Annotated in this window: 22 protein-coding genes; 16 read left to right on the top strand and 6 right to left on the bottom strand. The window is 70.9% G+C overall.

Annotation, left to right across the window (positions count from 1 at the left end; genetic code table 11):
* Positions 1-3: 3 nt before the first annotated feature.
* The 6 genes from ACZ5WC_RS31495 to ACZ5WC_RS31470 are packed head-to-tail and all read left to right on the top strand — an operon-like array spanning position 4 to position 4,853.
* On the top strand, positions 4-1,053 hold the full coding sequence (locus tag ACZ5WC_RS31495) for a hypothetical protein (protein WP_468544018.1): 1,050 nt from the start codon (positions 4-6) through the stop codon (positions 1,051-1,053).
* Complete coding sequence (trpA, locus tag ACZ5WC_RS31490; protein WP_468544017.1) at positions 1,046-1,843, top strand: tryptophan synthase subunit alpha; 798 nt, start codon at positions 1,046-1,048, stop codon at positions 1,841-1,843. The genes ACZ5WC_RS31495 and trpA overlap by 8 nt, the downstream gene beginning before the upstream one ends.
* A gap of 34 nt (positions 1,844-1,877) precedes the next feature.
* Entirely contained in the window at positions 1,878-2,252 is a 375-nt protein-coding gene (locus tag ACZ5WC_RS31485; RefSeq protein WP_468544016.1) for an ectoine synthase, read from the top strand.
* Between the two features lie 11 nt (positions 2,253-2,263).
* Positions 2,264-3,400, top strand: coding sequence for an acyl-CoA dehydrogenase family protein (locus ACZ5WC_RS31480; RefSeq protein ID WP_468544015.1), 1,137 nt, complete (start codon positions 2,264-2,266; stop codon positions 3,398-3,400).
* On the top strand, positions 3,397-4,107 hold the full coding sequence (locus ACZ5WC_RS31475) for a phosphoribosylanthranilate isomerase (protein ID WP_468544014.1): 711 nt from the start codon (positions 3,397-3,399) through the stop codon (positions 4,105-4,107). The genes ACZ5WC_RS31480 and ACZ5WC_RS31475 overlap by 4 nt, the downstream gene beginning before the upstream one ends.
* Positions 4,107-4,853, top strand: a complete 747-nt coding sequence (locus tag ACZ5WC_RS31470; RefSeq protein WP_468544013.1) for a beta/alpha barrel domain-containing protein — start codon at positions 4,107-4,109, stop codon at positions 4,851-4,853. Before ACZ5WC_RS31475 ends, ACZ5WC_RS31470 begins: the two co-directional genes overlap by 1 nt.
* Here the strand turns inward: ACZ5WC_RS31470 and ACZ5WC_RS31465 are convergent.
* Positions 4,781-7,753 (bottom strand): BTAD domain-containing putative transcriptional regulator, encoded by a 2,973-nt coding sequence (locus ACZ5WC_RS31465; RefSeq protein WP_468544012.1) that lies wholly within the window; start codon positions 7,751-7,753, stop codon positions 4,781-4,783. The genes ACZ5WC_RS31470 and ACZ5WC_RS31465 overlap by 73 nt on opposite strands.
* A 372-nt stretch (positions 7,754-8,125) precedes the next feature.
* On the bottom strand, positions 8,126-10,081 hold the full coding sequence (locus ACZ5WC_RS31460) for an AAA family ATPase (RefSeq protein WP_468544011.1): 1,956 nt from the start codon (positions 10,079-10,081) through the stop codon (positions 8,126-8,128).
* A 280-nt stretch (positions 10,082-10,361) separates the two neighbouring features.
* Between ACZ5WC_RS31460 and ACZ5WC_RS31455 the strand changes: the two genes are divergently transcribed.
* The 4 genes from ACZ5WC_RS31455 to ACZ5WC_RS31440 all read left to right on the top strand — a co-directional run bounded on the left by ACZ5WC_RS31455 (position 10,362) and on the right by ACZ5WC_RS31440 (position 13,743).
* Positions 10,362-10,637 carry a phosphopantetheine-binding protein gene (locus ACZ5WC_RS31455; RefSeq protein ID WP_096632014.1) on the top strand — a complete coding sequence of 92 codons (276 nt, stop codon included), beginning with the start codon at positions 10,362-10,364 and terminating at the stop codon, positions 10,635-10,637.
* A gap of 14 nt (positions 10,638-10,651) precedes the next feature.
* Positions 10,652-11,653: a 3-oxoacyl-ACP synthase III family protein gene (locus ACZ5WC_RS31450; protein WP_096632013.1), complete on the top strand. Its 1,002-nt coding sequence runs from the start codon at positions 10,652-10,654 to the stop codon at positions 11,651-11,653.
* Positions 11,650-12,420: a 3-oxoacyl-ACP reductase family protein gene (locus tag ACZ5WC_RS31445; RefSeq protein ID WP_468544010.1), complete on the top strand. Its 771-nt coding sequence runs from the start codon at positions 11,650-11,652 to the stop codon at positions 12,418-12,420. The genes ACZ5WC_RS31450 and ACZ5WC_RS31445 overlap by 4 nt, the downstream gene beginning before the upstream one ends.
* A gap of 72 nt (positions 12,421-12,492) precedes the next feature.
* Complete coding sequence (locus ACZ5WC_RS31440) at positions 12,493-13,743, top strand: acyltransferase domain-containing protein (RefSeq protein WP_468544009.1); 1,251 nt, start codon at positions 12,493-12,495, stop codon at positions 13,741-13,743.
* A gap of 145 nt (positions 13,744-13,888) precedes the next feature.
* Here ACZ5WC_RS31440 and ACZ5WC_RS31435 read toward each other — a convergent pair whose 3' ends face one another.
* Entirely contained in the window at positions 13,889-14,353 is a 465-nt protein-coding gene (locus ACZ5WC_RS31435; RefSeq protein WP_468544008.1) for a hypothetical protein, read from the bottom strand.
* A gap of 188 nt (positions 14,354-14,541) precedes the next feature.
* Between ACZ5WC_RS31435 and ACZ5WC_RS31430 the strand changes: the two genes are divergently transcribed.
* The 6 genes from ACZ5WC_RS31430 (at position 14,542) to ACZ5WC_RS31405 (ending at position 21,353) form a co-directional block, all read left to right on the top strand.
* On the top strand, positions 14,542-14,925 hold the full coding sequence (locus ACZ5WC_RS31430; RefSeq protein ID WP_468544007.1) for a DUF6507 family protein: 384 nt from the start codon (positions 14,542-14,544) through the stop codon (positions 14,923-14,925).
* Entirely contained in the window at positions 14,922-17,189 is a 2,268-nt protein-coding gene (locus tag ACZ5WC_RS31425; protein ID WP_468544006.1) for a hypothetical protein, read from the top strand. Before ACZ5WC_RS31430 ends, ACZ5WC_RS31425 begins: the two co-directional genes overlap by 4 nt.
* Before the next feature lie 32 nt (positions 17,190-17,221).
* Positions 17,222-17,998, top strand: a complete 777-nt coding sequence (locus tag ACZ5WC_RS31420) for a hypothetical protein (protein ID WP_468544005.1) — start codon at positions 17,222-17,224, stop codon at positions 17,996-17,998.
* Positions 17,999-18,075: 77 nt separating this feature from the next.
* Positions 18,076-18,522: a hypothetical protein gene (locus ACZ5WC_RS31415; protein ID WP_468544004.1), complete on the top strand. Its 447-nt coding sequence runs from the start codon at positions 18,076-18,078 to the stop codon at positions 18,520-18,522.
* Positions 18,523-18,627: 105 nt separating this feature from the next.
* Positions 18,628-20,055 carry a DUF6177 family protein gene (locus tag ACZ5WC_RS31410; RefSeq protein ID WP_468544003.1) on the top strand — a complete coding sequence of 476 codons (1,428 nt, stop codon included), beginning with the start codon at positions 18,628-18,630 and terminating at the stop codon, positions 20,053-20,055.
* A gap of 452 nt (positions 20,056-20,507) precedes the next feature.
* Positions 20,508-21,353 carry a hypothetical protein gene (locus tag ACZ5WC_RS31405; protein ID WP_468544002.1) on the top strand — a complete coding sequence of 282 codons (846 nt, stop codon included), beginning with the start codon at positions 20,508-20,510 and terminating at the stop codon, positions 21,351-21,353.
* Positions 21,354-21,682: 329 nt separating this feature from the next.
* Here the strand turns inward: ACZ5WC_RS31405 and ACZ5WC_RS31400 are convergent, their stop codons facing one another.
* From ACZ5WC_RS31400 to ACZ5WC_RS31390, 3 genes are all read right to left on the bottom strand, one after another.
* Entirely contained in the window at positions 21,683-22,048 is a 366-nt protein-coding gene (locus ACZ5WC_RS31400; RefSeq protein ID WP_468544001.1) for a hypothetical protein, read from the bottom strand.
* Positions 22,045-22,308 (bottom strand): hypothetical protein, encoded by a 264-nt coding sequence (locus ACZ5WC_RS31395; protein ID WP_468544000.1) that lies wholly within the window; start codon positions 22,306-22,308, stop codon positions 22,045-22,047. Before ACZ5WC_RS31395 ends, ACZ5WC_RS31400 begins: the two co-directional genes overlap by 4 nt.
* A gap of 353 nt (positions 22,309-22,661) precedes the next feature.
* Positions 22,662-22,946 carry a hypothetical protein gene (locus ACZ5WC_RS31390; RefSeq protein WP_468543999.1) on the bottom strand — a complete coding sequence of 95 codons (285 nt, stop codon included), beginning with the start codon at positions 22,944-22,946 and terminating at the stop codon, positions 22,662-22,664.
* Between the last annotated feature and the right edge of the window lie 125 nt (positions 22,947-23,071).

Here is a 23,071-nt window from a genome sequence, read left to right as displayed (position 1 = left end):
CCCGTGCACGACGCATTCGCCGCCCTGCTGGCCGGCCGCCCGGTCGACACCGCGACGTGGTCGTCGTTCTGGGACGAGCTGAGCGCCGACACGCTGGACTCCGGCGAACCCGCGGCGCTCCTGGGGGCACTCGACCTCGACAAGGTCGACCCCCGGACGTTCACGGACCTGGTGCGGTCGCTGCGCGCGCGCCGCACCGGGCCGGTGACCCCCTTCCCCGGGGCGGTCAACGTGGTCGGCACGGGCGGCGGTGTATCGACGTTCAACGTCTCGACCGCCGCCGCCTTCGTCGCCGCCGCGCTCGGGGCCCGTATCGTGAAGACCGGGTCGCGGGCCCACGCCAGCGCGTACGGCTCCATCGACCTGCTCGACCGGCTCGGTGTGCCGCTCACGAAGTCGTACGGTGAGACGGCGGCGTCCCTGGACCTCCACGGCATCGCCTTCGCCGGGTACTTCGTCTACCCGGTCGAGCTGACCGTGCTCGCCCGGCGCATCATGCCGCTGCCCATGCGGTCCTACGGCCGGATGCTCAACGTGCTGGGCCCCTTCCTTCCGGCCCTGCCGGGAACGCGCCAGCTCACGGGCCTGTCGAGCCCCGCGCTTCTGCCGCTGGCCCGCTCCCTGGCCGAGGCGGTCGAGGACCGTGACGTCTGGCTGTGCACCAACGACATCGGTGCCGACGAACTGATCGGCTTCGCCGGCAACGTCCTCCACCCCGGTGCCGGGGCCCCCGACGTCCAGCTGAACCCCGGCAACCTGGGCACCGCCGACGGGAGTCTGCGGGACCTGGCGCCGGTGGCCGACCCCGCGCGGGTCGTCGACCACTTCCTGGACGTCGTGTCCGGGCGGGCGGGCGAGGTGGCCACCCAGACGGTCGCCCTCAACGCCGCGGCCCTGGTGATCGCGGCCGAGCGGGAGACCGAGTGGCGCCCCGCTCTGGCCCGGGCGACGGCGGCGATGCGGGACGGCGCGGTGCGCGACCTGGTCGACGCCGTACGGGCCGCTCCACCGGCACCGTCATCCCTGACGAGCAAGGGGACATCCCATGCCTGACCTGTTCCCCCGCCCGCCGGGCCTGGCCGTGTTCCTCAATGCCGGTGACCCTCCGTTCGACGTGCTCGACGATGTCGCCGACATGCTGGACGAGCACGAGGTCGACGTCCTGGAGCTGGGGGTGCCGTTCCCCGACTCGATCAGTGACGGGCCGGTGATCCGCCGGTCCGCCGACCGGGCTCTCGCCGCCGGGACCGGCCTCAAGGAGGCACTCGCCTTCGTGGAGCGCTCCCGCAGCCGCCACCGCCACCTGCGGGTGGTCGTCCTCGCCGACTGGGCGCACACCGTCCGCCCCCGCTCGATGGCCCAGGTCATCACGGCCGTCGCCGCATCCGGGGCGGCCGGAGTGCTCCTCCACGGAGCACCGCCCCGGGTCCGCCCGGACTTCTACGACCGGGCCGGTGCGGCCGGGCTGCCCGTCGTCACCACGTGCTACGCGACCTCGGCCCCCGGCATCGTGGCGGAGGCGGCGGCCCACGCCTCGGCCTACGTGTACCTGGTGACGCACTACGGCACCAGCGGCTCCGGCCCGGCACCCGACCAAGGAGCGCTCCGCGCCCCCATCGACACCCTGCGGACCCTGACGGACGTGCCCGTCGCCGCCGGGTTCGGGGTGCGCACGGCGGCCGACGTCGAGCGGGTGCACGCGGCGGGTGCGGACGCCGCCGTGGTCGGCAGCCCCGTCGTCGCCTGTGCCGAGGCAGCGCTCGTCGCGGGCCGCGATGTCGCCGCCGATCTCGGCGCCCTGGTCACCAGCCTCCGTCCCCACCACTCCCGTTCGTCCCTGTGACCGATTTCCCCACCCCTGTGAGAGGAGCGATCCAATGATCGTGCGAGACCTGGAGAACGTCATCACCGTGGACTGGGGCAACGGCCTCAGCCGTCGCTTCCTGCTGGAGGCCGACGGTGTCGGCTACTCCGTCACCGACACCATCGTGCGCGCCGGTACGAAGTCGCTGCTGGAGTACCGCCGTCACCTGGAGACCTGCTACTGCATCGAGGGCTCCGGCGAGGTCGTCGCCCTCGACGGCACGTCGTACCGCATCACCCCGGGCACGCTCTACTCGCTCGACCAGCACGACGCCCACTACCTCATCGCCGACCCCGACACCGACCTGCGCCTCGTGTGCGTGTTCTCTCCCGCCCTCCGGGGCGACGAGCAGCACAGCCTCGACGCCTCTTCCGCCTCCGCCTACTGAGGGACAAGGCCATGCGTACCTGGGACGAAGAACAGCTCGCGCTGCGCGAGGGCATGGAGTTGTGGTGCCGTGACCTCGCCGACGTCGAACCCGGCACCGCCGAGACCGGGCTGCCACCGGAGGCGTGGAAGCTGGTCCGCTCCTCGGGCGTGCTCGGCCTGCCCTTCGATCCCGCCCGGGGCGGGGCCGGAGTCGACCTGCTCACCACCATGTTCGTGCTGGAGGCCCTGGGCAAGGGGTGCCGCGACGGAGGACTCAGCTTCTCCGTCGCCACCACCCTGTGCAGCACCGGGGTCCCGCTCCAGCACTTCGGGACCGATGAGCAGAAGGACCGGTATCTGACCCGGCTGTGTTCGGGCGACCTGATCGGCGCCCACGCCATCAGCGAGCCCGACACCGGGTCGGACGCCCTGAGCATGCGGACGAACGCCGTCCGCGACGGCGACCACTTCGTGCTCAACGGTACGAAGAGCTTCGTGACCAACGGGCCCATAGCCGACGTGGTCGTCGTCTACGCCTGCACCCGGCCCGGCGGCGGCCCCCTCGGCATCACCGCCTTCCTGGTCGACACGGACACCCCCGGCTTCTCGGCCGGCCGACCGCTCAAGAAGATGGGCCTGACGTCCTCCCCGATGAGCGAGCTGTACTTCGACGACTGCCGGGTGCCCGCGGACCGGGCCATCGGCGGGATCGGGCGGGGCTATCTGCTGCTCGAACACGTCATGAAGTGGGAGATCCTCTGCTCCTTCATCATCAACGTCGGCGAGATGCAGCACCGGTTCGACCGCTGCCTCGAATACGCCCGTACGCGGACGCAGTTCGGCAAGCCGATCGGCTCGTACCAGGCGATCTCCCACAAGCTGGTCGACATGCGCATCCGGCTGGAGACGGCGCGCCGGTGGCTCTACGACACCGCCGAGCGGCTCGTCGCCGGAGAGGACGTCACGATGGACGTGGCGATCAGCAAGCTGCTGACCAGCGAGGCCAACGTGGCCTCGGGGCTGGCGGCCATCCAGGTCTTCGGCGGCAACGGCTACATGTCGGAGTACGGCCTCGACCGGGAGCTTGCCAACGCCGTGGGCAGCACCCTCTATTCGGGTACGACGGAGATCCAGTACAACCGGATCTCCTCGCTGCTGGGGATGTGACCGTGCTGCTCAAGGTGTGCGGCGCCACCAGCCGCGAGGAGATCGCCCTGGTCGGGGCCGCGGGCGCCGACCTCATCGGCCTGTGGCACGGGGTCCCCGGAGGCCCCGCCGACCTGCCCCTCGGCCGCTTCGCAGACCTGGCGGAGGCGTGCCGCACCGTGGCGGTGCCCGCGGCGCGGCCCGCACCGGAACCGATGCTGGTCACCTTCCTGCGTGACCCGGCCGCCATCGTGGACGCGGCCCGCGCCGCGGGCGTGCGGTGGCTCCAGCTGCACGGCTACCAGCCCCCGGCCGTGGTGGCCGCCATCAAACGGGGGCGTCCCGAGGCCACTGTGGTCAAGGTCCTCCACGTCAACGGCGACGTCTGCGCCGAGCGCCCGCTGCTGGCCTCGTACGAACGGGCCGGGACCGACCTGTTCCTGTTCGACGCCACGAGCGCGCAGGGGCGGGTCGGGAGCACCGGCCTGTCGCTCGACCCCGACGTGGTGATCGACCTGGCCGAGGCGGTGACGCGGCCGTTCCTGCTCGCCGGGGGCATCTCGGCCGCCAACCGCCCGCGCTACGAGAAGGCCGCCTCCCACCCCCGCTTCGCCGGCATCGACGTCGATACGGCGGCACGGAACGGGACGGGAGCGTTCTGCGCCGAGAGCATCGGCGGCATCCGGCACGCGTGGCGTGCCGTCCCCGAAGTCGAGGAGGCCCTCTGATGGCGTCAGCGTTCCCGGACGCCCTGATGGGCGCCGACCGGCCCGTGATCATGGAGCTCAAGCCCCGCTCGGCCAACGGCGAGGACCTGTTCCGCGGCCGTTCGCCGGCCGAGATCGTGGCCCGTTACGAGGCCGTCGGCGCCCCCTGCCTCTCGGTCGTCACCGGCCGCTGGTTCGGGGGCGACGCCGGCCTTCTGGCCGAGGTGGTCACGCGCACCGGACTGCCCGTTCTGCAGAAGGACTTCATCACCAAGGAGGGCCAGCTGCGGGCGGCCCGCGACCTGGGCGCGTCCGCGGTGCTCCTCACCGCGGCGCTGCTGCCGAGGGCGGCGCTGGCGCGGCTGGCCGAACGAGCCCTCGCACTCGGCCTCACCCCGTTCATCGAGGTGGCCTCTCCCGCCGAGGTCGAGGCCCTCCCCTCGGGCGAGGGCTGCGTGGTGGCCGTCAACAACAGGGACATCCGCAACCGCGAGCGCGGGGACGCCGACCTGGACCGCAGCCATCGGCTGCTGCCGGCCGTGCGGCTGACGGGGACGCCGTGTCCCGTCAGCGCCAGCGGCATCGACGACGCACGGGCGGCGGCCGGACTGCTCAGTGCCGGCTACGCAGGGCTGCTGGTCGGAACCCACCTGCTGCGGGCAGGCCACCTGGAGTCGTGGTGCGAGGAGCTCGATCACCTGCGTCGCACGACGCCCGCGCCGCGTCGAGGGGGGGTGAGCGACAGCTCGTCCCACTCGACGGCATAGGGGACCCCCAGCTCGTTGGCCGCGGCGATCACCCGGGCGGCGAGGTCACTGGCGGCGAGGCACCGCTGACTCGCGATCAGGGCACGGGCGACCCGCAGGGGCCGCTCCTGGTCATAGGGGTCCAGCTCCATGGCCGACTCAAGCCGGTCCATGGCCTCCTCCATGTCGTCCTCCTCCAGGGCAGCCGTCAGGACGACGTCGATCAGTCCCAGCACCCGCTGGCGGACGACCTCGCGGCGCTGGGCGATGCGGTTGTCGTAGAGGTCGTCGGGGAGCAGCGGCCCGGTGAAGGCGGCCACGGCGACGCGCGCCCGCGAGACGCGCTCGTCGTCCTGCGCGGCGGCGACGGCCCGTGCCAGGTCCTCGAACGCGTGCAGGTCGACCTTGCACGAGGGCAGGCACAGCAGTTGCCCGCGGCGGTTGACGAGCGGGCCGTAAGTGGCGCGGGCCCGGGTCAGGACGTTCTTGAGACGCCGCTGACCGACTCCTGGCATCTCGTTGGGCCAGAGCATCTCGACCATGCTCTCGACCCGTACGGAACCGCCGGCCAGCACGAGGTACTTCACCAGTTCGCTGGCCCGGCCGGACCCGTGGAGCACCGTGTGGCCCTGGCGGACCTCGAACCCGCCGAGGACACGCACCTCGTAGCGGCCGCCGTTGGCCGGGGCGCCGCTCCGGGCGGCCGGGGGCAGCCGGATGGCCGACCGCAGGACGTCGACCACGCAGTGCTCACGGCGGTCGAGCAGGTCGGGGTGGCCGAGGCTGGCCGCCCGGTCGAGGGCGATCTGAAGGCACTGGTCGGCGTCCTCGACGCGGCCGACGGCGTGGCGGGCGTAACCCGTGAGCAGTTCGGCCTTCCAGCGCAGGCAGGGGGCGATCTCGCCGTCCTCCAGCATCTGTTGCAGGGTGTCGGCGGCCTCCGGCTCGCCCCGGCGGGCGCCGATGAACGCCTCGGTCAGCGCCAGGGCCACCGGGTCCTCGACGCGGTGCTCGCGGGCGGCGGTGAGCAGCCGGGCCGAAGCCGCCTCGGCCCCCACCAGGGCGCAGGCGTCGGCGGCCTCGCAGAGGAACAGCAGACCGTCGCTGTGGTGGATCATCATCTGGCCCAGGTGGGCCTCGGCCTGGGCCAGGTGCTTCAGCACCCCGGACATGTCGTGGTCGTTGGCCGCCACGATCAGACGGGTCCAGGCCGCGTGTCCCGCCACCCAGTCGATGCGCAGCAGCTCGGCGAGCCGGATGGCGTCGTCGAGAAGGGCGAGTGACCGGCCGGCCTCGCCGCCGAGCGCCAGCAGCCTGGCCTCCATGATCAGGCACAGCATGCGGTCGAACTGCGTCTCGCTGCTGCTGCCGAGCCTGCGCAGCAGCATGGCGCCCTCGCCGGTCTTGCCCATGGCGGACAGGACCTGGGTGGCGAGTCCCCGCTGGACCGCCGCCACCCGGGCGGGCTCGCCGAGCTCGCCCCAGGTGATGGCCGCCTGGCGCATGGCATTCTCGGCCCGGTGCAGGCTCGGACCGTCGGGGCGGTCGGACAGGGCCACGCCCAGGGCTTCGAGCAGGCTGGCCTGGGCCCGGGTGCCCTCGGCGGTCCCTTCGAGGAGCCGCTCGACCTGGGTGAGCGCGTCGGCGTCGCGCAGCAGCGCCCGCTGGATCAGCCAGTCGCTCTCGACCTCGACGGCGAGATCCTCGTCGGCGCTCCGCTCGCGTACGACGCGCAGGGCCCGGCCGATGACCTCGCGCTCCTCGGCGAGCTGGCCGAGGTTGCGGTGGGTGCGGGCCAGGTGCAGCAGCACCTGGGGTGCGGCATCGGCCGCGGGCCCGAGGCGGGCCATCAGATGGATGAACTCGAACGGGTCGAGCTGGTTGATGCGTGAGGTGGGCAGCTTGGCGATGAGCGTGGCCGCCTGCTCGGGGTCGCCGCTGCCGACCAGGACACTGGCCGCGGCCAGTTCGGCGCCCTGGGACATCAGCAGAGGGGCGGCCTTCCGGGCGACGGCCGGTTCGAGGGGTGCGAGCGCGGCCAGCGTCTCCCTCGACTCGTCGCACAGCCGCGACCAGCCGTCGGCGCCGACGGCGAACGGAATGCCTGCCTGGATGAGGCGCCGCAGCAGCCCCGGATGGCCGAGGCCTTCGACGAGGATGTCGTTGACCAGGGGGAACGCGGCCAGTTGGACCAGCATGTGACGGTCGGCCGGGTCCAGGTCGGCGGCGTAGTGGTCCATCAACTGGCGGATCAGGCCGGGGTGCCGGAGCAGTACGGCGGCGGCCGCCATCCGGTCGGCAGCCCGGGCGAGCCGGCGCAGCATCACGACCAGCAGGGCCACCCAGCCGCCCGACAGGTCGTAGAGGGTGGTGGCGAGCCGTTCGCCGTCCTCGTCGCCGAGCTCCATACGGGCGAGGGCTCCGGCCTCCTCCGGTGCGAGGCGCAGGTCCTGGGTGTTGAAGCGCTCGGCGGTGCCCCGGAACTCCATGGCCGCGAGCGGCGTGGGCAGCAGGCGGCTGCTGACCAGGATGCGCAGCGACGGCCTGCTGTCCTGGGCGAGGTCGGCCAGCCAGGCCGCGGCGTCGTCGGTGAGCGCTTCGGCGTTGTCGACGATCAGGAGGCCCGGTCCGGTCGGTGTGGCCAGCAGCTCGCCGATGCGTCCGGTGAGGTCGATGGCCGGGGTGCGCGGCCGGCCGGTCGGCCGGCCGGCCGCTTCGAGGACGGTGGTGGAGAGCTCGTCGACGGTGACCGGCCGGTCGCGCGGCAGCCGTACCTCCAGGCCGCCGCCGGCACGGCTGCGGACCTGTTTGACCAGGACGCTCTTGCCGAACCCGCCGCCCGCCTCGATGAGGACCGAGCTCCTCGCGTTGAGAATCTCATCCACCAGCCGCTGACGTGAGACGAAAGGCACGCGCGCCATACGAGGCTGTCCCCTTTTTATGCCAGCTGAACCGGCGACCACGGGCCCCCCACCATCACGCCCGGGTGATCGGATTGTAAGCTAACACGAACTAACCGTGATCAAGCCAAAGTCGTGATCCAAGGAACTGCCCGAGATTTTGTACGGGTTGGCCACGACTGCTGTCACAGCCGCGGACTTTGTGCGGTTCGGGCGCTCGGCCCCGTGTTGTCACGGCCGTTCGCCCGGTGCTGTGACGCCTGCGCATCCCGTGGTGTTACGGCCATTCGCCTCTGCTGTTAAGGGCGTTCGACCCCGGCGCTGTGACGCCTGCGCACCCCGTGCTGTTCCGGGCGGTCGCCCCACCGGTTACGGGTGTTCGGCCCCGGCGCGTCAGAGCCGGTGGCCGGTGCCCTGACGGTGGCCGGCCAACGCCCGCTGCCGGGAGTCGACATGGCGGCGCCGGGCCTGGCTCACCTGCTCCTCGACCGCCTGGCGTACGACGTCGTGGCGGAACCTGTAGACCGCCGACCGGTCGGGGTCCCGGGAACCCGCGGCGGTCACCTCGGCGAGAATCCCGATCCTCAGCAGCGACTCAAGGGCGTCCAGGGCCGCGAGCACATCCAGTCCGGCGGCGCCCGCCACCACGTCGAAGGCGACGGACGGGCCGGTGACGGCCGCGACCCGGAGCAGCCGGACGGCGTCCTCGCCGATGGCGGCCTGCTTGGCGGCCACCAGCCGGGCGACCGCCGGGGGGACCACGCTCAGACCTGTCCGGTGCCGCAGCATCTCCAGGAGCAGGAACGGGTTCCCGCCGCTGCGGGAGTACGCCCGGCGGACCGGGTCGCTGCCCGTGGCGTCGGCGCCCCCGCCGGTCCACAGCTCGTGCACGAGCGCCCGGGTGGAGGCCAGATCGAGCCCGCCGAGGGCCACTTCGGTCGCGTCGCCGACGTGCTCGAACGGGAGCATCGCCTCGTCCAGGCCGGAACACCGCCGTCGCTGGACCGGTTCCGGCAGGTCGTTCCGGGCGGCGGCGACGACGCACAGCCGGGCGTCGGCCGTCGTACGCAGCAGGTGCCGGAGCAGCGACACCGTCTGCGGGGTGGCCCAGTGGGCATCGTCGATCAGGATGGCGCAGGGCCGCTCGCTCGCCGCCACCAGCAACAGCTGCATCAGCGCCGCGAACAGGACCGGCTGCTCGGGCAGTTCACCGGGCGGGCACGGCCCCCCGAGCGAGGGAAGCAGCAGCCGCAGCGGCCCCCGGGCGGAGGCGGGGACGGCGTCGAGCGGACGGTCGGGCGAGGCGGCGACGTAACTGTCCAGGGCTTCCACGAGGGGCTGGTACGGGACGGTCGCGTCCACATCGCACCGGCCGACCAGCAGCAGCCCGCCCCCGGCGGCCATGGACGCCCCCGCCTCGCGCAGCAGACGCGTCTTGCCGATCCCTGACTCGCCCGTGACCAGGACGAACTGGCGCCGTCCGCGTACGGCCCGGTGCCAGGCCTCCGTCAGGGTCGCCACCTCGCGCCCGCGCCCCACGAACGGAACCGGCGGGTGCCCGGGGGCGCCACCGTCGCTGCGGGCGGCCGACGGCGACGACGACGGGCCGAGCAGCGCCAGATAGGCGGCCTCCGTCTCGGGCGACGGGTCGGCGCCCAGCTCCTCGGCGAGGTACCAGCGCAGCCGCTGGTACGCCCGCAGGGCCTCACCCCGGTTCCCCATCGCCGCGCGCACCGCCATCAGGCAGCGGTAGGCGCTCTCGCGGTCGGGGGCCCGGTCCGTCGCCTCCTCGGCGAGAAGCGCGGCCCGGCCGTGGTCCCCCGCCTCCATCGCCGCCCGCCCGGCGATCTCCAGGGCCGTGACCAGGTGCTCGGTCAGCCGCTCGCGCCACCCGGCGACCCAGTCGCCCTCGTGCTCGGACAGGAACGGGGAACGCAGCCGGTCCGCCGCCTGCGTGGCCAGCCGGGCGGCGGTGGTCACGTCACCGGAGCCGAGCGCTTCGCGGGCCTCGGCCACCGACCGGGTCGCTTCCTCCACATCGACCAGCACCCCTTCGTCCAGGGTGAGTACGTAGCGCCCGCTCCTCCTGACCAGCGGATTGCTCGACTCGTCCTGCAACGGCCCGATGAACGCCCGCAGCCGACTCACCAGTGTCCGCAGGGCCGACGCCCAGGTGGGCGGGAGATCCCCCGGCCATATGACGTCGGCCAGTTCCTCCCGCGTCACCCCCTCCGGCCCGGCGAGGACGAGGCGTGCCAGCGCCACCCGGGCCTGTGCGCTCTGAAGGTGGTAGTCGGCGCCGGCGCGTCTTACGGCCATCGGCCCCAGAATCTTGATCTCGGTGTCCATGAAACCCCATCCCCCTGGAGTGCCTGTGTGGTGCCAGCCTCCGGCGGGGCGGTACCAGCGGGGTGCCGGGGGGCGATCCCCGGCAAGTGGGACCGAGGTGGTACTTCCAGGCCGTATTGCACGCCTACGGGAGCGATGCCCGGCCACAGCAGCGCCGGGGACGGCCGGACGTGCCGGACGTGCCGGACGTGCCGGACGGGGCTCGCGGACTTGCGAAGCCTTTGCGCCGGCCTTCGTACTGTGCGACCCGCTGCCCGATCACAATGACCAGGAGTGCGCCATGCACCTTCCCACGCTTGAGGTGTCCGTCGACCGGCTGAAGGTCGTGAGCCGGATCAACGCCTTCGACCCTGACACACCGCTGACCACTTCGGGGGTCGATTCCTTGGACCTCATGGAGTGGGTCTACGACATGCAGGAGCGGTACCCGGACCTGGGGGTGGACGAGACGATCGTCGAGAGCATCGACGACACCGTCACCTTCCGCGCCATCCACCAGCAGTTGGTGGCGGCCCACGACAGCGTCCCGGTCGCCTCCGCGGCCGGCGACGAGTGACCCCGGAGCCACGGATGTCGGGCATCGGCATCATCGGCTGGGGCAAGTACCTGCCCGAGGGACGACTCACCAACGCCACGCTCGCCGCGCGGTTCGGCCTGGACGACGACTGGATCGTGCAGCGCACCGGCATCCGCGAGCGGCGGGTCGTGGGGCCCGGCGAGACCACCGCGTCGCTGGCCGTCGAGGCCGGCCGGCGGGCGCTCGAACACGCCGGGCTGCGGCCCGACCAGATCTCCCACCTCATCCTCGCCTCGGGTACGCCCGAGCAGCTCTCGCCGGCCACCTCCGCGTTCGTACAGCGCGAACTGGGCACGGCCGGCGGCGCACACGACGTGAACGCCGAATGCGCGAGCTTCGCCTACGGCTTCGTGGTCGCGGCGGGGCTCATGGCGATCGACCCCCGCCCGATCCTCCTGATCGGGACCGACACGCATTCGCTCGTCGTCAACCCCGAGGACCGGGACCTGGGAGTGCTGATCGGCGACGGGGCCGGGGCGGTCGTCCTGGCACCTCACGACCGCAGCTGGCTGCGCGGGTGGGACATGGGCTGTGACGGGAGCAAGGTCGACAGCCTCAAGATCCCGGCCGGTGGCAGCCGCCTGCCGACGAGCGACACGACGCTCCGCGAGAAGCAGCACTACGCGCAGATCAAGGGCAACGAGATCTACCTGAACGCCGTCCGTTTCACCGTGGGTTCGTTGAAGCGGACGCTGGAGGCGGCGGACCTCAAGCCCGACGACATCGACCACCTGCTGCCCCATCAGGCGAACCTGCGCATCATCGACTCGATCCTGGAGCGCAGCGGCGTACCCCGGGAGCGCCTGATCACCAACATCGAGTACTACGGCAACACGGGAGCGGGGTCGATGCCGATCGCTCTCGCCGAGGCGCTCGACGCCGGGCGAATCCAGAAGGGCGATCGGGTGATGTTCGCGGCGTTCGGCGCCGGCATGGTGTGGCTGACCGCGCTGATCGAGTGGGGAGCGGGCGAACCGATGGAGTGGGCCTCATGACGGAGAACACCGCAAGCGCCCGCCCCTTCGCGGCGCAGCGCCCCGAGAAGCCGGTCGCCCTGGTGACCGGCGCGTCCGGAGGGTTCGGCGCCGCCGTGGCGGTCGAGCTCGACCGGCTGGGGTGCCGCGTCGCCCTCCACTACAACACCGCCGAGGACGGGGCCCGCGAGGTCAGCGAGAGCCTCGCGAACGACTCGATCGTCGTCCAGGCCGACGTCGGCGACTGGGACTCGGTCACCGCCCTGCACCGCCGGGTCGTCGAGGAGCTGGGCGAGGTCGACATCCTCGTCAGCAATGCGGCGGTCCGCAAGGACGCGCTGTTGATGAGCCAGTCGCCCGAGGTGTGGTCCCAGGTCGTCCAGACCAACCTGATGGGCACCTTCCATGTGTGCCGTGCCGTGCTGCCGTCCATGGTCAGGCGGCGCTGGGGGCGGATCATCAACGTGGTGTCGCCGTCGGCCCTGGTCGCCACGTCCGGTCAGACGGCCTACGCCGCCTCCAAGGCGGGCGTGATCGGCCTCACGCGCACCCTGGCCACCGAGTGCGGGCGGCGCGGAGTGACGGTGAACGCTGTCTCGCCCGGATTCATGGAGACGCGGATGACGGCGGGCGCCACCGAGAAGTTCCGTCAGAACCTCGCCGCCAATCTGCCGGTGCCCCGGCTGACCACGCCCGAGGAGGTCGCACCCAGCATCGGTGTGTTCCTGGACAACGACTACGTCACCGGCCAGGTGCTCAGCGTGGACGGCGGGATCTCCCTCATCTGAGGCGCGCGGTCCGCACGGGAGGACAGCACCGGGACGACGGCGGTGGAAGAACAGCGGCAGGAGGTCAGCGACATGGCAGTCACCGGTACCCCGCACGACGGGGCGCGGCTGCTGTGCTGGGCGGGCGCGGACGCGGCAGGCGAACGCGCGGCCCGGGCCGAGGTCGCCGAAGCGCTGCGCACCGGGGCCCCGGCACCCCGCCCGGTCCCGGGGCCGCTGCGCGGGGCGGTCGTCACGACGGGGCCCCGCGCCCTCGACGACCTCTCGGCCGCCCCGGTGCGGCGGGTCCCGGCCGAAGGGCCCCGCCCGGTCGTCCTGCTGCTGCCCGGCCAGGGCTCCCAGCGCGAGGGGATGGCCACCGGGCTGTACCGCGACGACCCCGTGTTCCGGGCGGCCGTCGATGACGTGCTGGAGGCGTGGGGGGCCGAGGGGGAGAAGATCCGCGCCGACTGGCTCGGGACCGGCTCCGGTCCGGGCATCCCGATCGACGACGGACGCCGGGCTCAGCCCCTGCTGTTCGCCGTCGACTACGGGTTGGGCCGACTGCTCATGAGCTGGGGCGTCACTCCGGCCGAGGCGCTGGGGCACAGCGCGGGCGAGGTCGTGGCGGCGACCCTCGCGGGGGCGTTCACCCTCGGGGAAGCCGTCGCACTGGTACGGGGCCGGGTGCGGGCCGCCGCGTCGGTCCCGCCCGGCGGGATGATCGCCGTGGCGGCCTCGGTGGACGAGCTGGTCCCGTACCTTTCCGGGCAGGTCGCGGTGGCCGCTGTGAACGCCCCGCGCCGGACGATGCTGGCCGGGCCGAGCGCCGAGCTTGCCGCGGTGGCGGAGCGTCTCACTCTCGACCGCTGGACTCTGCGGCCGGTTCCCGCCACCACCCCCTTCCACAGCCCGGCGATGGATCCGGCCGTGGCGGCGGCCGAGCGGGCGTTCGACGCCCGGCCCCGCCCGGTCCGCTTCCCCGTCCGGTCCGGCTACACAGGCCGGTTGCTCACGGCGGAGGAAACGGGCTCCGCGCGGTTCTGGGCCCGCCAGATAGCCGACCCCGTCCACTTCGGACCCGCGCTGACCGCGCTGCTCGCCGGCGGGCACCGGCTGCTGGTGGAGTGCGGACCGGGCCGCACCCTGACCTCCCTCGCCTTCCGGCAGTCCCCGGTGTACACGGGGGGAACGGCGGTGGTGCCCATGCTGCCGGGGGACGGGCCGGGCAGCTCGGACCGCTCGGAGATCCTCCAGGCAGCCGCCGCCCTGTGGTGCGAGGGCCACGAACTGGCCCTCGGGGACAGACTGGTTACGTCGGCAGCACCGTTGACGGGGGCATGAGCGTACTGCCGAAGAGCCTCCAGGTCCGGCAAGGCCGCCGCGGAAGCCGGCGAGGCCATGCACGCACTCCACGGCCTGACGGGCCTGACCACCTGCGAAGACGACCACGACTGGCCCGAGGTCCAGAACGACCTCGCCGGCGCCGTCATCGCCGCCTCCTGGCCATGCACTGCATCGACCCCACCGGCGCCCGCGCCACCTTCGACGAGATCTTCCACCGCCGCACGCGCAGGGGCCGTGAAACCGTGGCTGCGGCCTGACGACGCCCGAGCGTGCCGCCAACGGCCCGCAGGGAGAGGCTGGCGGCAGCCAGCTCACCCCGACGCACGTTCTCCGAGATCCCCTCCCCTGGCGCGCGGCAGATGCGCCCTGCAACAGAGAAGCCACGAACGAGTAGGTCACACTTCGCCATGGTCGAGTGGCAGCGGCGGCCGATTCCGGGACGCAGACAGCGGATATCCGGGCGCGCCTCCCGTTTTCTTTTTGCAAGCAACAAGTCTGCCTTGATAGAGATGTCACGCCAGTACAGGTTGCAGATGACCGGAGCGGCCTGCGAGAACGGGCGGCGATGGCTGCTGAAAGTTGTTTTGGCCACGTTGTGTTGACGCATGTTGACGCATCCGCCGGCCCGGACTGGATGGTGGCCGGGGCCGGTTTGATCACCACGCCGCTGCGCTCGATGATGGGGAAGGGCGACAGCAGCCCACGCGCCGGCCAGGGCCCGAAGCTGCTGTCGTCGAGACCTCCGGCTGACGCCGGGGCACTGGGACATAGGCGTATTACGGGGACGGGGGCGTTGTGTCGAAGTGGGATATCAAGCCGGATGGCGTTCGTGGAGTCCTGAGCAGGACGGTCGAGGCGGGCGGAAAGTTCGAGGAAGAGTTCACCTCGTACGCCGAGGGCTTGGCAGGTGCCGCGAGGTGGGCGGGCACGATGGTTCTGGGCGGGACCGAGGTTCCCAAGGGGGGTGCGTCGGGGCCGGTGGCCCAGGCGTTGAAGGAGTTCCAGGATCGGACGAAGAACGACTTGAGGTTCCTTCCCGTCCGGACGGGGAAGTCCGTCACCGGGGCGCGCCTGGCCACTGAGGAGTACCTCAAGGGTGATCTGGAGATGGCGAAGAATAAGCAGGAGCAGTACTCCAAGGCCCCGACTCCGGAAGAGCTGAAGGGTCCCAAGAAGTGATCGACCCGGAGAAGATACCGACCTTCACCGGGAACCTGGAGACTCTGGAGACGCATGCGGCTTCGCTGAAGACGACTGCTTCGAGTATCCGCGGTACGGGCAGGGATGTTCACACCGCCTTTCAGGCGTTGGATCCGGTCTACGACGCTCCCGAGCAGGAGGAGTTGCTCGATTCGACGATTCCGGTGCGGGACAAGGCCGATGAGTTCGCGAAGAAGCTGGAGTCGGCCAGCGGCGCCCTGGCCGGGTTCGCGACGGCTGCCCGCCCGCTGGTGAACAAGATGAAGCAGCTCCGCGAGGACGCGGAGAGGTTCGTCGCGGACAACAAGGACGATGACGACTGGCAGGAGGACCAGGGCAGGATCGACGAGAACGCGCGTCTGGTCCGTGAGGTCGGTACGACATGGGTGGCCTTCCAGGGCGTCGAACGTGAGGCCGCCAACAAGATCACTTCGCTGGTGGGCGGTACGCGGTTCGTCGTCGATGACGGTTCGCACAAGGCCGGTATGTACGGCTTCAAGGAAAGCGACGTCAAGGATGCCAAGGAAACGCCTTGGGGGACGGTCGACGAGCGTGAGTACACAGGCCTTCGGGCCGCGTGGGAGTGGACGAAGGACAGCGTCGGCGGCGGGCTGAAGGGGTTCTTCGTCGACGGGGTCTGGGGCACGCTCAAGGGCCTGGGCAGCATGGTGAACGTGTTCAAGTGGGACGAGTTCAAGGAGACCTGGTCGGGTATCGGTGATGTCTTCGGCGGCATCAGCGCCTACATCAGGACTCCGTACGACTGGGCGATGGACAAGATGTTCGGCCCGGTCGACCACAGTGACCGCGAAAAGCAGAAGGCGGCCCTGCGCAACTTCGGCAAGTCGCTGGTCGCGTGGGACGAGTGGGGCAAGGATCCCTCGCGGGCGTTCGGCGCGGTGCTGTTCAACGCAGTGACCCTTGGCTCGGGCACGTTGCTCAAGCTCGGCAAGGCCGGAAAGGTGGGTGTGGGCGCGGAGGCCGCGACTGCGGTGGGCAAGGCGGGTGCGCTCGTCGACCCGATGAGCTACCTGGGCAAGGCGGCGAGCGTCACCAAACTGAAGGTCGGCGACTTCATGGAGGGCCTGAAGGCCAGCCAGGCCGGCGTCGACGACATGGCCCGCACTGCCCCCACCACGTCGTCACCGCACGCGGGTGAGGTTCCAGCGACCCCGGGCCTGGAGTACGTCGACAACGCGGGCAACAAGCGTGTCGTCGGCGCGGACGGGTACATCAGGGACGAGCACGGGAACGCCGTTCCCGACACCGACCCCGTCGTTGAGCCGCACAAGAACGACCTGCCCGACCCCAAGGAGCACGAGACCGCTCCGGCCAAGGAGAGGGTGCTTGAGGGGGCGGGTGGACCGAGCAGAGTGGAGAACGCGTCGGGCCAGCAGCCTGCTACAGCGCATCCAGGCGGCGAACCCCACCCGCCCGCGAAGAACCTGGACGACACTTCTCAGCCGGTCGGCGAAGGGGGCGACGGCGGTACTCGTCACACGCGGCCCGCAGCCGGTGACGCGACAGGCCCTTCGACCGGCAGTGGATCCGGCCCGCACACGCCGTCCGGCGGGAGTGGCGGTTCGGGCGGCAACGGCCCCGCGGACCCCGGCTACCCAGACAAGGGCACCTCGGGCTCCCCGGACGCAGACGGTCCGCTGCCGAGTGGGGGACCGTACAGTCCCCGCCCCGGTGACGATGTTCCGGATCTCCGGCGTCAGGACAACAACTTTTCGGACCAGCACAACGACAAGGGCCAACGTAAGAGTTACATCAACGACGAAGGTGACCTCGTGCCCGCCAACCCCGATGGCAAAGCGACGATTGTCGACCATGTCGTGGGACGCGAGCCCCGGAAGTCGGACAGTCCTTTCACCTCGACCAGCAAGGACGGTGCTGATGCCAAGGACTACGGTGGCAAGACGATCCGCGTGGATCTGCCCCGGCTGATGAAGGACATCGCCAGTGGCAAGGTCAAGGGCGTGGAGGTGTATTCGCCCAAGGAAGTCGAGGCGGCTATCCAGGCGGCTGCTGACAAGACTGCCGGGCGTCCGATCGACATCTCGGTCCCGCCACGTACGAGCTATGAGAAGATCCGTGAGATGGCGGAGGGGTTCGGATTCAGCAAGAAGAAGACGGCCAGCCTTGAGCAACGGATGAAGGATCTGATGCACACACGCCGCGACTCCGAGTGGCTGGTAAAAGGAATTGTGCCGAAGGACTACATTGCTGGGCCGTTCTAGTGCCTGAATCTACACATGAGGGAAGAGTATCCGTGCCACGGTTCAGTGAATTGCTCGGAACGGATTTCGATGGAAATCCGACGACGGACATCGACGATGTGATCGACAGTGCTGTCGAAGATCCTCGGCACCGGGAACGTGTCCCCGGTCTTATTGAGCTGATGAATAGTCCGGGTGAACCCGCGAAGGAGCGCTTCCTGGCCTGTCTGGCGCTGACGACATGGGCCGAGCCAGCTGGCTATGAAGCTGTTGTTCGTGCTGCTGCGGACCCTGAGAACACCCCTTGGTACGACTTCTCGATCGACCGGAAGTTCTCGGTGGATAGTACTTTCTCGCAGCTGGCGGTAGCCGTGGACGGCAGCCGCTACCTGGTTGAGGAGAAGGGGACGTCGGCGCTGCGTGAGCAGGCCTTTCGCGCTCTCGTGCGGATCACCGACAGTCAGTACTTCGAGGACCGGCTCGGTGAACTGATCGACAGTGCAACCGTCAGGGCTGTGTTGGACGATATCGAGGATGCCGTGGGCCGTGGGGTGCGTTCTCTGGCTATGGGGGAGAAGTGCCGGTTCGATCTGGCCACGCAGTTGGTGGACTTGGCGTGTGCAGTGGCGCCTGTCGACGGGGCTCGTTCAGTGAAGCTGGCCATGAGCGTGCTGGGCGTCAGCGCCTCTCCTCGCACGGTGGACCACGCCGTCACTGTTGTCTACCGCGCCGTGGGCCCGGAGGTCCGGCAGTTCGGCGAGTACCTGCTGACGATCGGCAACGACAGAGTGCGTGCGGAAGTCCGCGAGGCGTTGGGTCGCGCCGAGTAGGGCGACATTCCGCGTCAGAACGGCTTGCGTGAGGGATCTGGGCCCTCCGTTGAATTCTGGTCTTTCACGATCCGCTGGTGTCGTCCTCACTTGGGTGGGCCTGGTCCCAGACCGGCAGGGGTGGCCTCGGTGTCCACAGCCGCCTGAATCTCGTCACATGTTCGCTCGACGATCCGACGCTGCCCGATGCGCTCCGGGCCTGTCGGCCTGCCGGTCATCCGGAGGCGGAGATCGGCGGAATCCTCGTGCTGGTCCCGGGCACCTGGTTCGACGCTGATGGAAGACGGCACAGGGAACACCGGCTGGTGGAACTCATGGTGGCACCGGACGCGACGGACCTCTGGGGCGAACTGTCCGTCCATCACGATGTCTGGGGTCAGTGTGATTTCCGGGGCGAGCCGCAGCCGACCATCCACGCCAACAACTCGCCGCGCCTCGCCTCGGCCCTGCGGGAGCTCGTTCAGGTGCTCGGAGCCGAGGCGGAGGCCGGCGAACCGACGTACTACGGTCGGGCGGAGGGGTAGGGGCTCAAGGCGCCCGACATCATCGACGGGCGTGGACCGGACCTCATCGATGCGGTGTTCGGCCAGGCACTCGATCCGGTCCGCATCGCTCTGGGGGAGCACCGTATGACCAAGGACGTGATCGCGCTCACCGAGCGCATGCCGGACGCGCTGAGCGTTCTGGCGGGCCTGCTCGCGGGTGGCCCGGACCTTCGGGTCGAGACCGCCGGCGAGGGGGCCGTGGTCCAGTTGTGTGACGCCGAAGGCCGCCCGCTCGTCTCGATCGAGGTGCCGCTGCTCCTCCAGGTGCCGGGAGAGGCGGCCCGGCTGCTCGGACCTGGCGCCGAGCTGTCCGGTGACGGACCGGTGTGGTGGACCGAGGCCCGCGCCGCCGCGGGTGTTCCCCAGGCCGAGCAGCTGGCGGGCGCCTTCGCGGCCCGTCTGACCATGCTTCTGGGCGGCCGGGTCTGGCCACCGGACGCCCCCGGCACGATCGGCGCGGCCCGCCCGATCGATGTCTCGGGCATCACTGCCGTACCGGCCCCCGCCGCAGCCCAGCCCGCCGTCGACATGCTCACCGACGAGGCCGCCGTCGTCCTCCAGGACCGGCCGGTCGTCCCCATGACCAGCTGGCTCTCCGAAGCGCTGCGAGCCACCGTGGAAAGCGACCGGGCCCTACAGATCGTCACCCCGCCGCACTGCCGCCTCTCCCTCCCCACTCGGCTGCTGCTCCAGACCACATCCTCACGCTGGGTGGTACAGGACGAGCGATGCGGCTACTACGACGGCCTGACCGGCGCGGTACTGCACTGGCAGAACGACTCCTTCTCCCCGGCCCAGGAAGATAGCGGTCAGACCCCGGTGGCGGATGCCTTCACCGACGTACGGCCCACCGGCGAGCGCCAGCTCATCGTCTCCTTCCGCACCCGGCACACCCCCCGGGCAGACCTTGTACTCGGCGGCGCGCTGGAAGCCGCCTGGCAGATGCTGACCGGAGGCCCCCCGGTCAGCTGGGGGACCTCGGAACCGGCCGGTCTGACCTGGTCGCGGCGGCAGCTGACCGAGCTGGCGTACGAGCGCGCCCCACGCCCCACCTGGACCGTGGCCGTCGGCACCCCGGAACGCCCCGCCATCGCCACCCTGCGCGTGATCCGTACGCCGGAAGGCGTGGAAGAGGACGTCACCCTCACCGTGGGCTACGGCCCCGACGAGAAGCCCGCCCTGGAGCCCCTGCCCGCACTGGCCGACGAACTGGTGGCCCGGCACGGGCTGATGACCATGATGTGCCAACTGCGCGAGGCCCGCCGGGACCTGAGCGCCCCGCCCCGTTTCGAGATTCCGCCACTGCCCTACGCCTTCGTGCTGGGCCCCGCGGAGGTACGGGAGGCAGGCCGCGACGCCGCGAGCAGCACCCCGCTGAAGGAACGCCCGGTACAGCTGGGCCCGAACACCCGGCCGGGCTTCTACTACCCGCTCGGCGACGGCGAGAGCACCGAAAGCTGGACCGCCCTCGAACAGCTCATGCGGCATCTGCGCGGGGCATCACCCGCCTAAGGGCTGTCCCGGCGGACGACTGTGCGGGTCGCCCAGGAGCTCGCGCGGCTCTCTCCCTGCCTTCCGGGGATCGGGCACCTGGTGCGGCGCACAGGGTTGTCGGAGCGGTCGGTGGAGTACCACCTGGGGATGCTGCGGGAGGCCGGGCTGCTCGCGTACATCGTCAAGGGCACCCGGGTACGCGGCGAGGGGGCGCAGGCCTCGGAGTTCGCGCGGATGATCCCGGTGGAGTACGACACCGCTCTGGGGATCCGCACCGTGCTGCGGGACGACACCGCTCCGGCGTACACGCGGGCGGCGTGCGGGATCGCGGAGACCGGCCGGGAGCGGATGGGGGAGCTGGCGAGGAAGGCGGCCCGAAAGGTACGCAAGCCGCGCTCGAAGGCATCCTCCAGGACCTCGGCGAAGGGTGCCGAGAAGGAGGTCGTTACGGCTGTTTCCGGTGAGGCCCGTTGCACCCCAATGCAGGTCGGTACCTCAACTGGCATTTCTGCGGGTGGTACTTACTCCCCCCTGAAGACAAGCTCACCAGCGGAGAAGCGAAGTCCCCCACCCCGAAGAAGTCCACGAAGCAGGCCGGCGGCCGTCGCCGGCTGAACAAGGTCGGGCGGCGCTTCCAGCTGGCGAAGGAGCTCGTCCAGGAGCTGGACTGGCTCCGTGGCTGCTCGGTGCCCCGTATCGCCTGGGTGGCCCGCGGCGTGGCCGATGCCGGATGGACCGTGACCGATGTCCGCGGCTGGCTGCTTCTGCGCGGCGAAGTGTCCAGGGTGCGCCGGGGCTCGGGCCTGCTGTCCGTGCTGCTGACCAATGCCGAGAACGTCCTCGATACCCCGGCCAAGCGCGCCGAAGCCGTCGATCAGTGGCGCGGGGCCCAGGAAGCCGCCCGCCGTCACCGCATCGAGCAGGTCCGCGCCCGCACCGAGCGGTACGACGGCGACTGGACCGGGCCGTCCAGCCATCGCGTCCAGCAGGAGGTCGCAGCAGCGTTCGCGAGGGTCAGGGAGATGCCGATCAGCGGCCGCGCTGCCCTTACCGCTGACGACGAGGGCATCGTCATCTTCTCGGGGACCACACCCGCCACGTCGGGCGTGGAGGGCCTGATCGATGAGGAGATCGCCGAGACCCGCAGCGACGCCCGCCAGCGGCTGATGATGGGCGACACCTCGCCGATCACCGTCGCTGTCGACACCCTGGGCCGCGAGAACGCCGAGCAGCTCTACGGCGGGGCCCTTGTCCGCCGCGGCCTCCAGCTTGTCTGCGGGGCCCGCAGCTCGCTGATGACCTATGGAAGCAGGTAGGAGGCCGACATGACCGCGAAAAACACCCCCGCGAGCCAGACACGCCCCGGAGCTGTCCGGCGCCGACCTCGTCCGCATCACCACGCTCGCGAAGCCGGATGCCGCGACGCAGCCGACAACCCGCCGGGCGCCCTGACTCGCACCCCAGGGGACGGTTACCTCCGCTCGCGCGGCGCCCTGGTAGAGCACCTGCCCTATCCAGCGGACCGGACCGATGCCGACACCAGGGAAGCCACGGCACCCGATGCCCCGAAGCCGTCGGCCGGCAGGGTCGCGACGGACTCCGGGCCGTCCTATACGTCGGGAGAGATGCCCACCCGACGAGAAGGTCAGCTCGTCCAGGTCTTGATCTGAGCAGCGACCTCCCGCACCGGGAGACCGTCCCTGGCTGCGCGGGCCAGCGGGAGGACGGTGTCCAGGCCAGGGCTCACCGGCATCCCGCACGCTGACAGGTAGGCCGCAGTCACTGTGGCCGCGAACAGCAGATTCCGCTTCTCCAGGCTCGGGTTTCGCGCCAGCTCGCACAACAGAGCTGCAGCCTTGTGATGGGGTTCGGGATATACCTCGTGGTCCAGGACTTCCGCCCGATGACGTGCTTCGGCTGCTATCGGCACCCCGTAGTCGACGACCTGGGGATCCCCCGGGATCTGCTGCGCCACCGCCAAGATCCAGGCGAGATCGATGCGAAGATTCACGCGGCGTCCCGCGGCGCGCTCTCGGCCAGCCCTGCCGGAAGGCCGGGGTACCGGTCTTCACCGACTTCCGCCTCGAACTCGTCCGAGTACTGGGCCAGGAACGCCGCAGCGCCAGCCATGAAAGCGGCACGTGCCTGATTCACATCGGCCTCGATCAAGTCAGCCACGTACCCCTGCAAGGTCAGACCGCGGCGCTTGGCCCGGTCCTCGGCTGCCGCCTTGACCGCGTCATCCAATCGGATATTCGTCTGCTTTGCCATACCCACTACCATAGCTAGTCCCTGATACCACCGGCTAGCGGTCGGCTCCACAGTTCCCCACCGCCACGCGCGAGACCTGGTCGAGAGCAGACCACCGTCACCTGCAACCGCCCGGGGACGGGTAACTGGGCTCCGTCGTCGACGTCCGGTGGCAGCACGGTGCTCCGCGGGTGCATCCGGACCAAGCGGTGGCCCCAGTGTGGGAGAACGCGGTGGAGTCGGCGCTCGGCACTGGCCCTGTTCACGTCGAAGAGCAGCGTTTCGACAGCAGTTCGGGAGGCATCTGGCACGCGGGATGGTCACGAGAACGGGCTCTGGCTCAACTTTTGTGGTTCGGAGAGCGAGTGCCTCCTTCAAGAGCATGCTCCACCGGCCTGACCTGCGAGACGCCGGACACCGCACCGTCCAGGACCGTTCACATCACAGAAGTTGAGCCAGAACCGGAACTCGTGAACAAAGCCAGCGCCGCCGAGGTGCTGGAGCTGCTCGCCGGCGAGGGTGAGCATGGCGCAGAGGGCGATGGCCAGTCCGGTGAGGGCGATGGCCAGTCCGGTGAGGGCGATGGCCAGTCCGGTGAGGGCGAGGTGTGCGAGGGTCGGGTTCTGGGCCGTTGTGGTGTGCGGTCGCGCGGAGAGCACTCGCAGGGGAGGGGTGAACGCCCGTGCCGCCGCGGGGGGGGGGGGGGGGGGGGGGGGGGGGGGGGGGGGGGGGGGGGGGGGGGGGGGGGGGGGGGGGGGGGGGGGGGGGGGGGGGGGGGGGGGGG

Source organism: Streptomyces sp. NPDC033165 (assembly GCF_055577965.1).
Note: the sequence above shows the minus strand (reverse complement) of the source record. Positions and strands in the feature narration are given on the sequence as shown.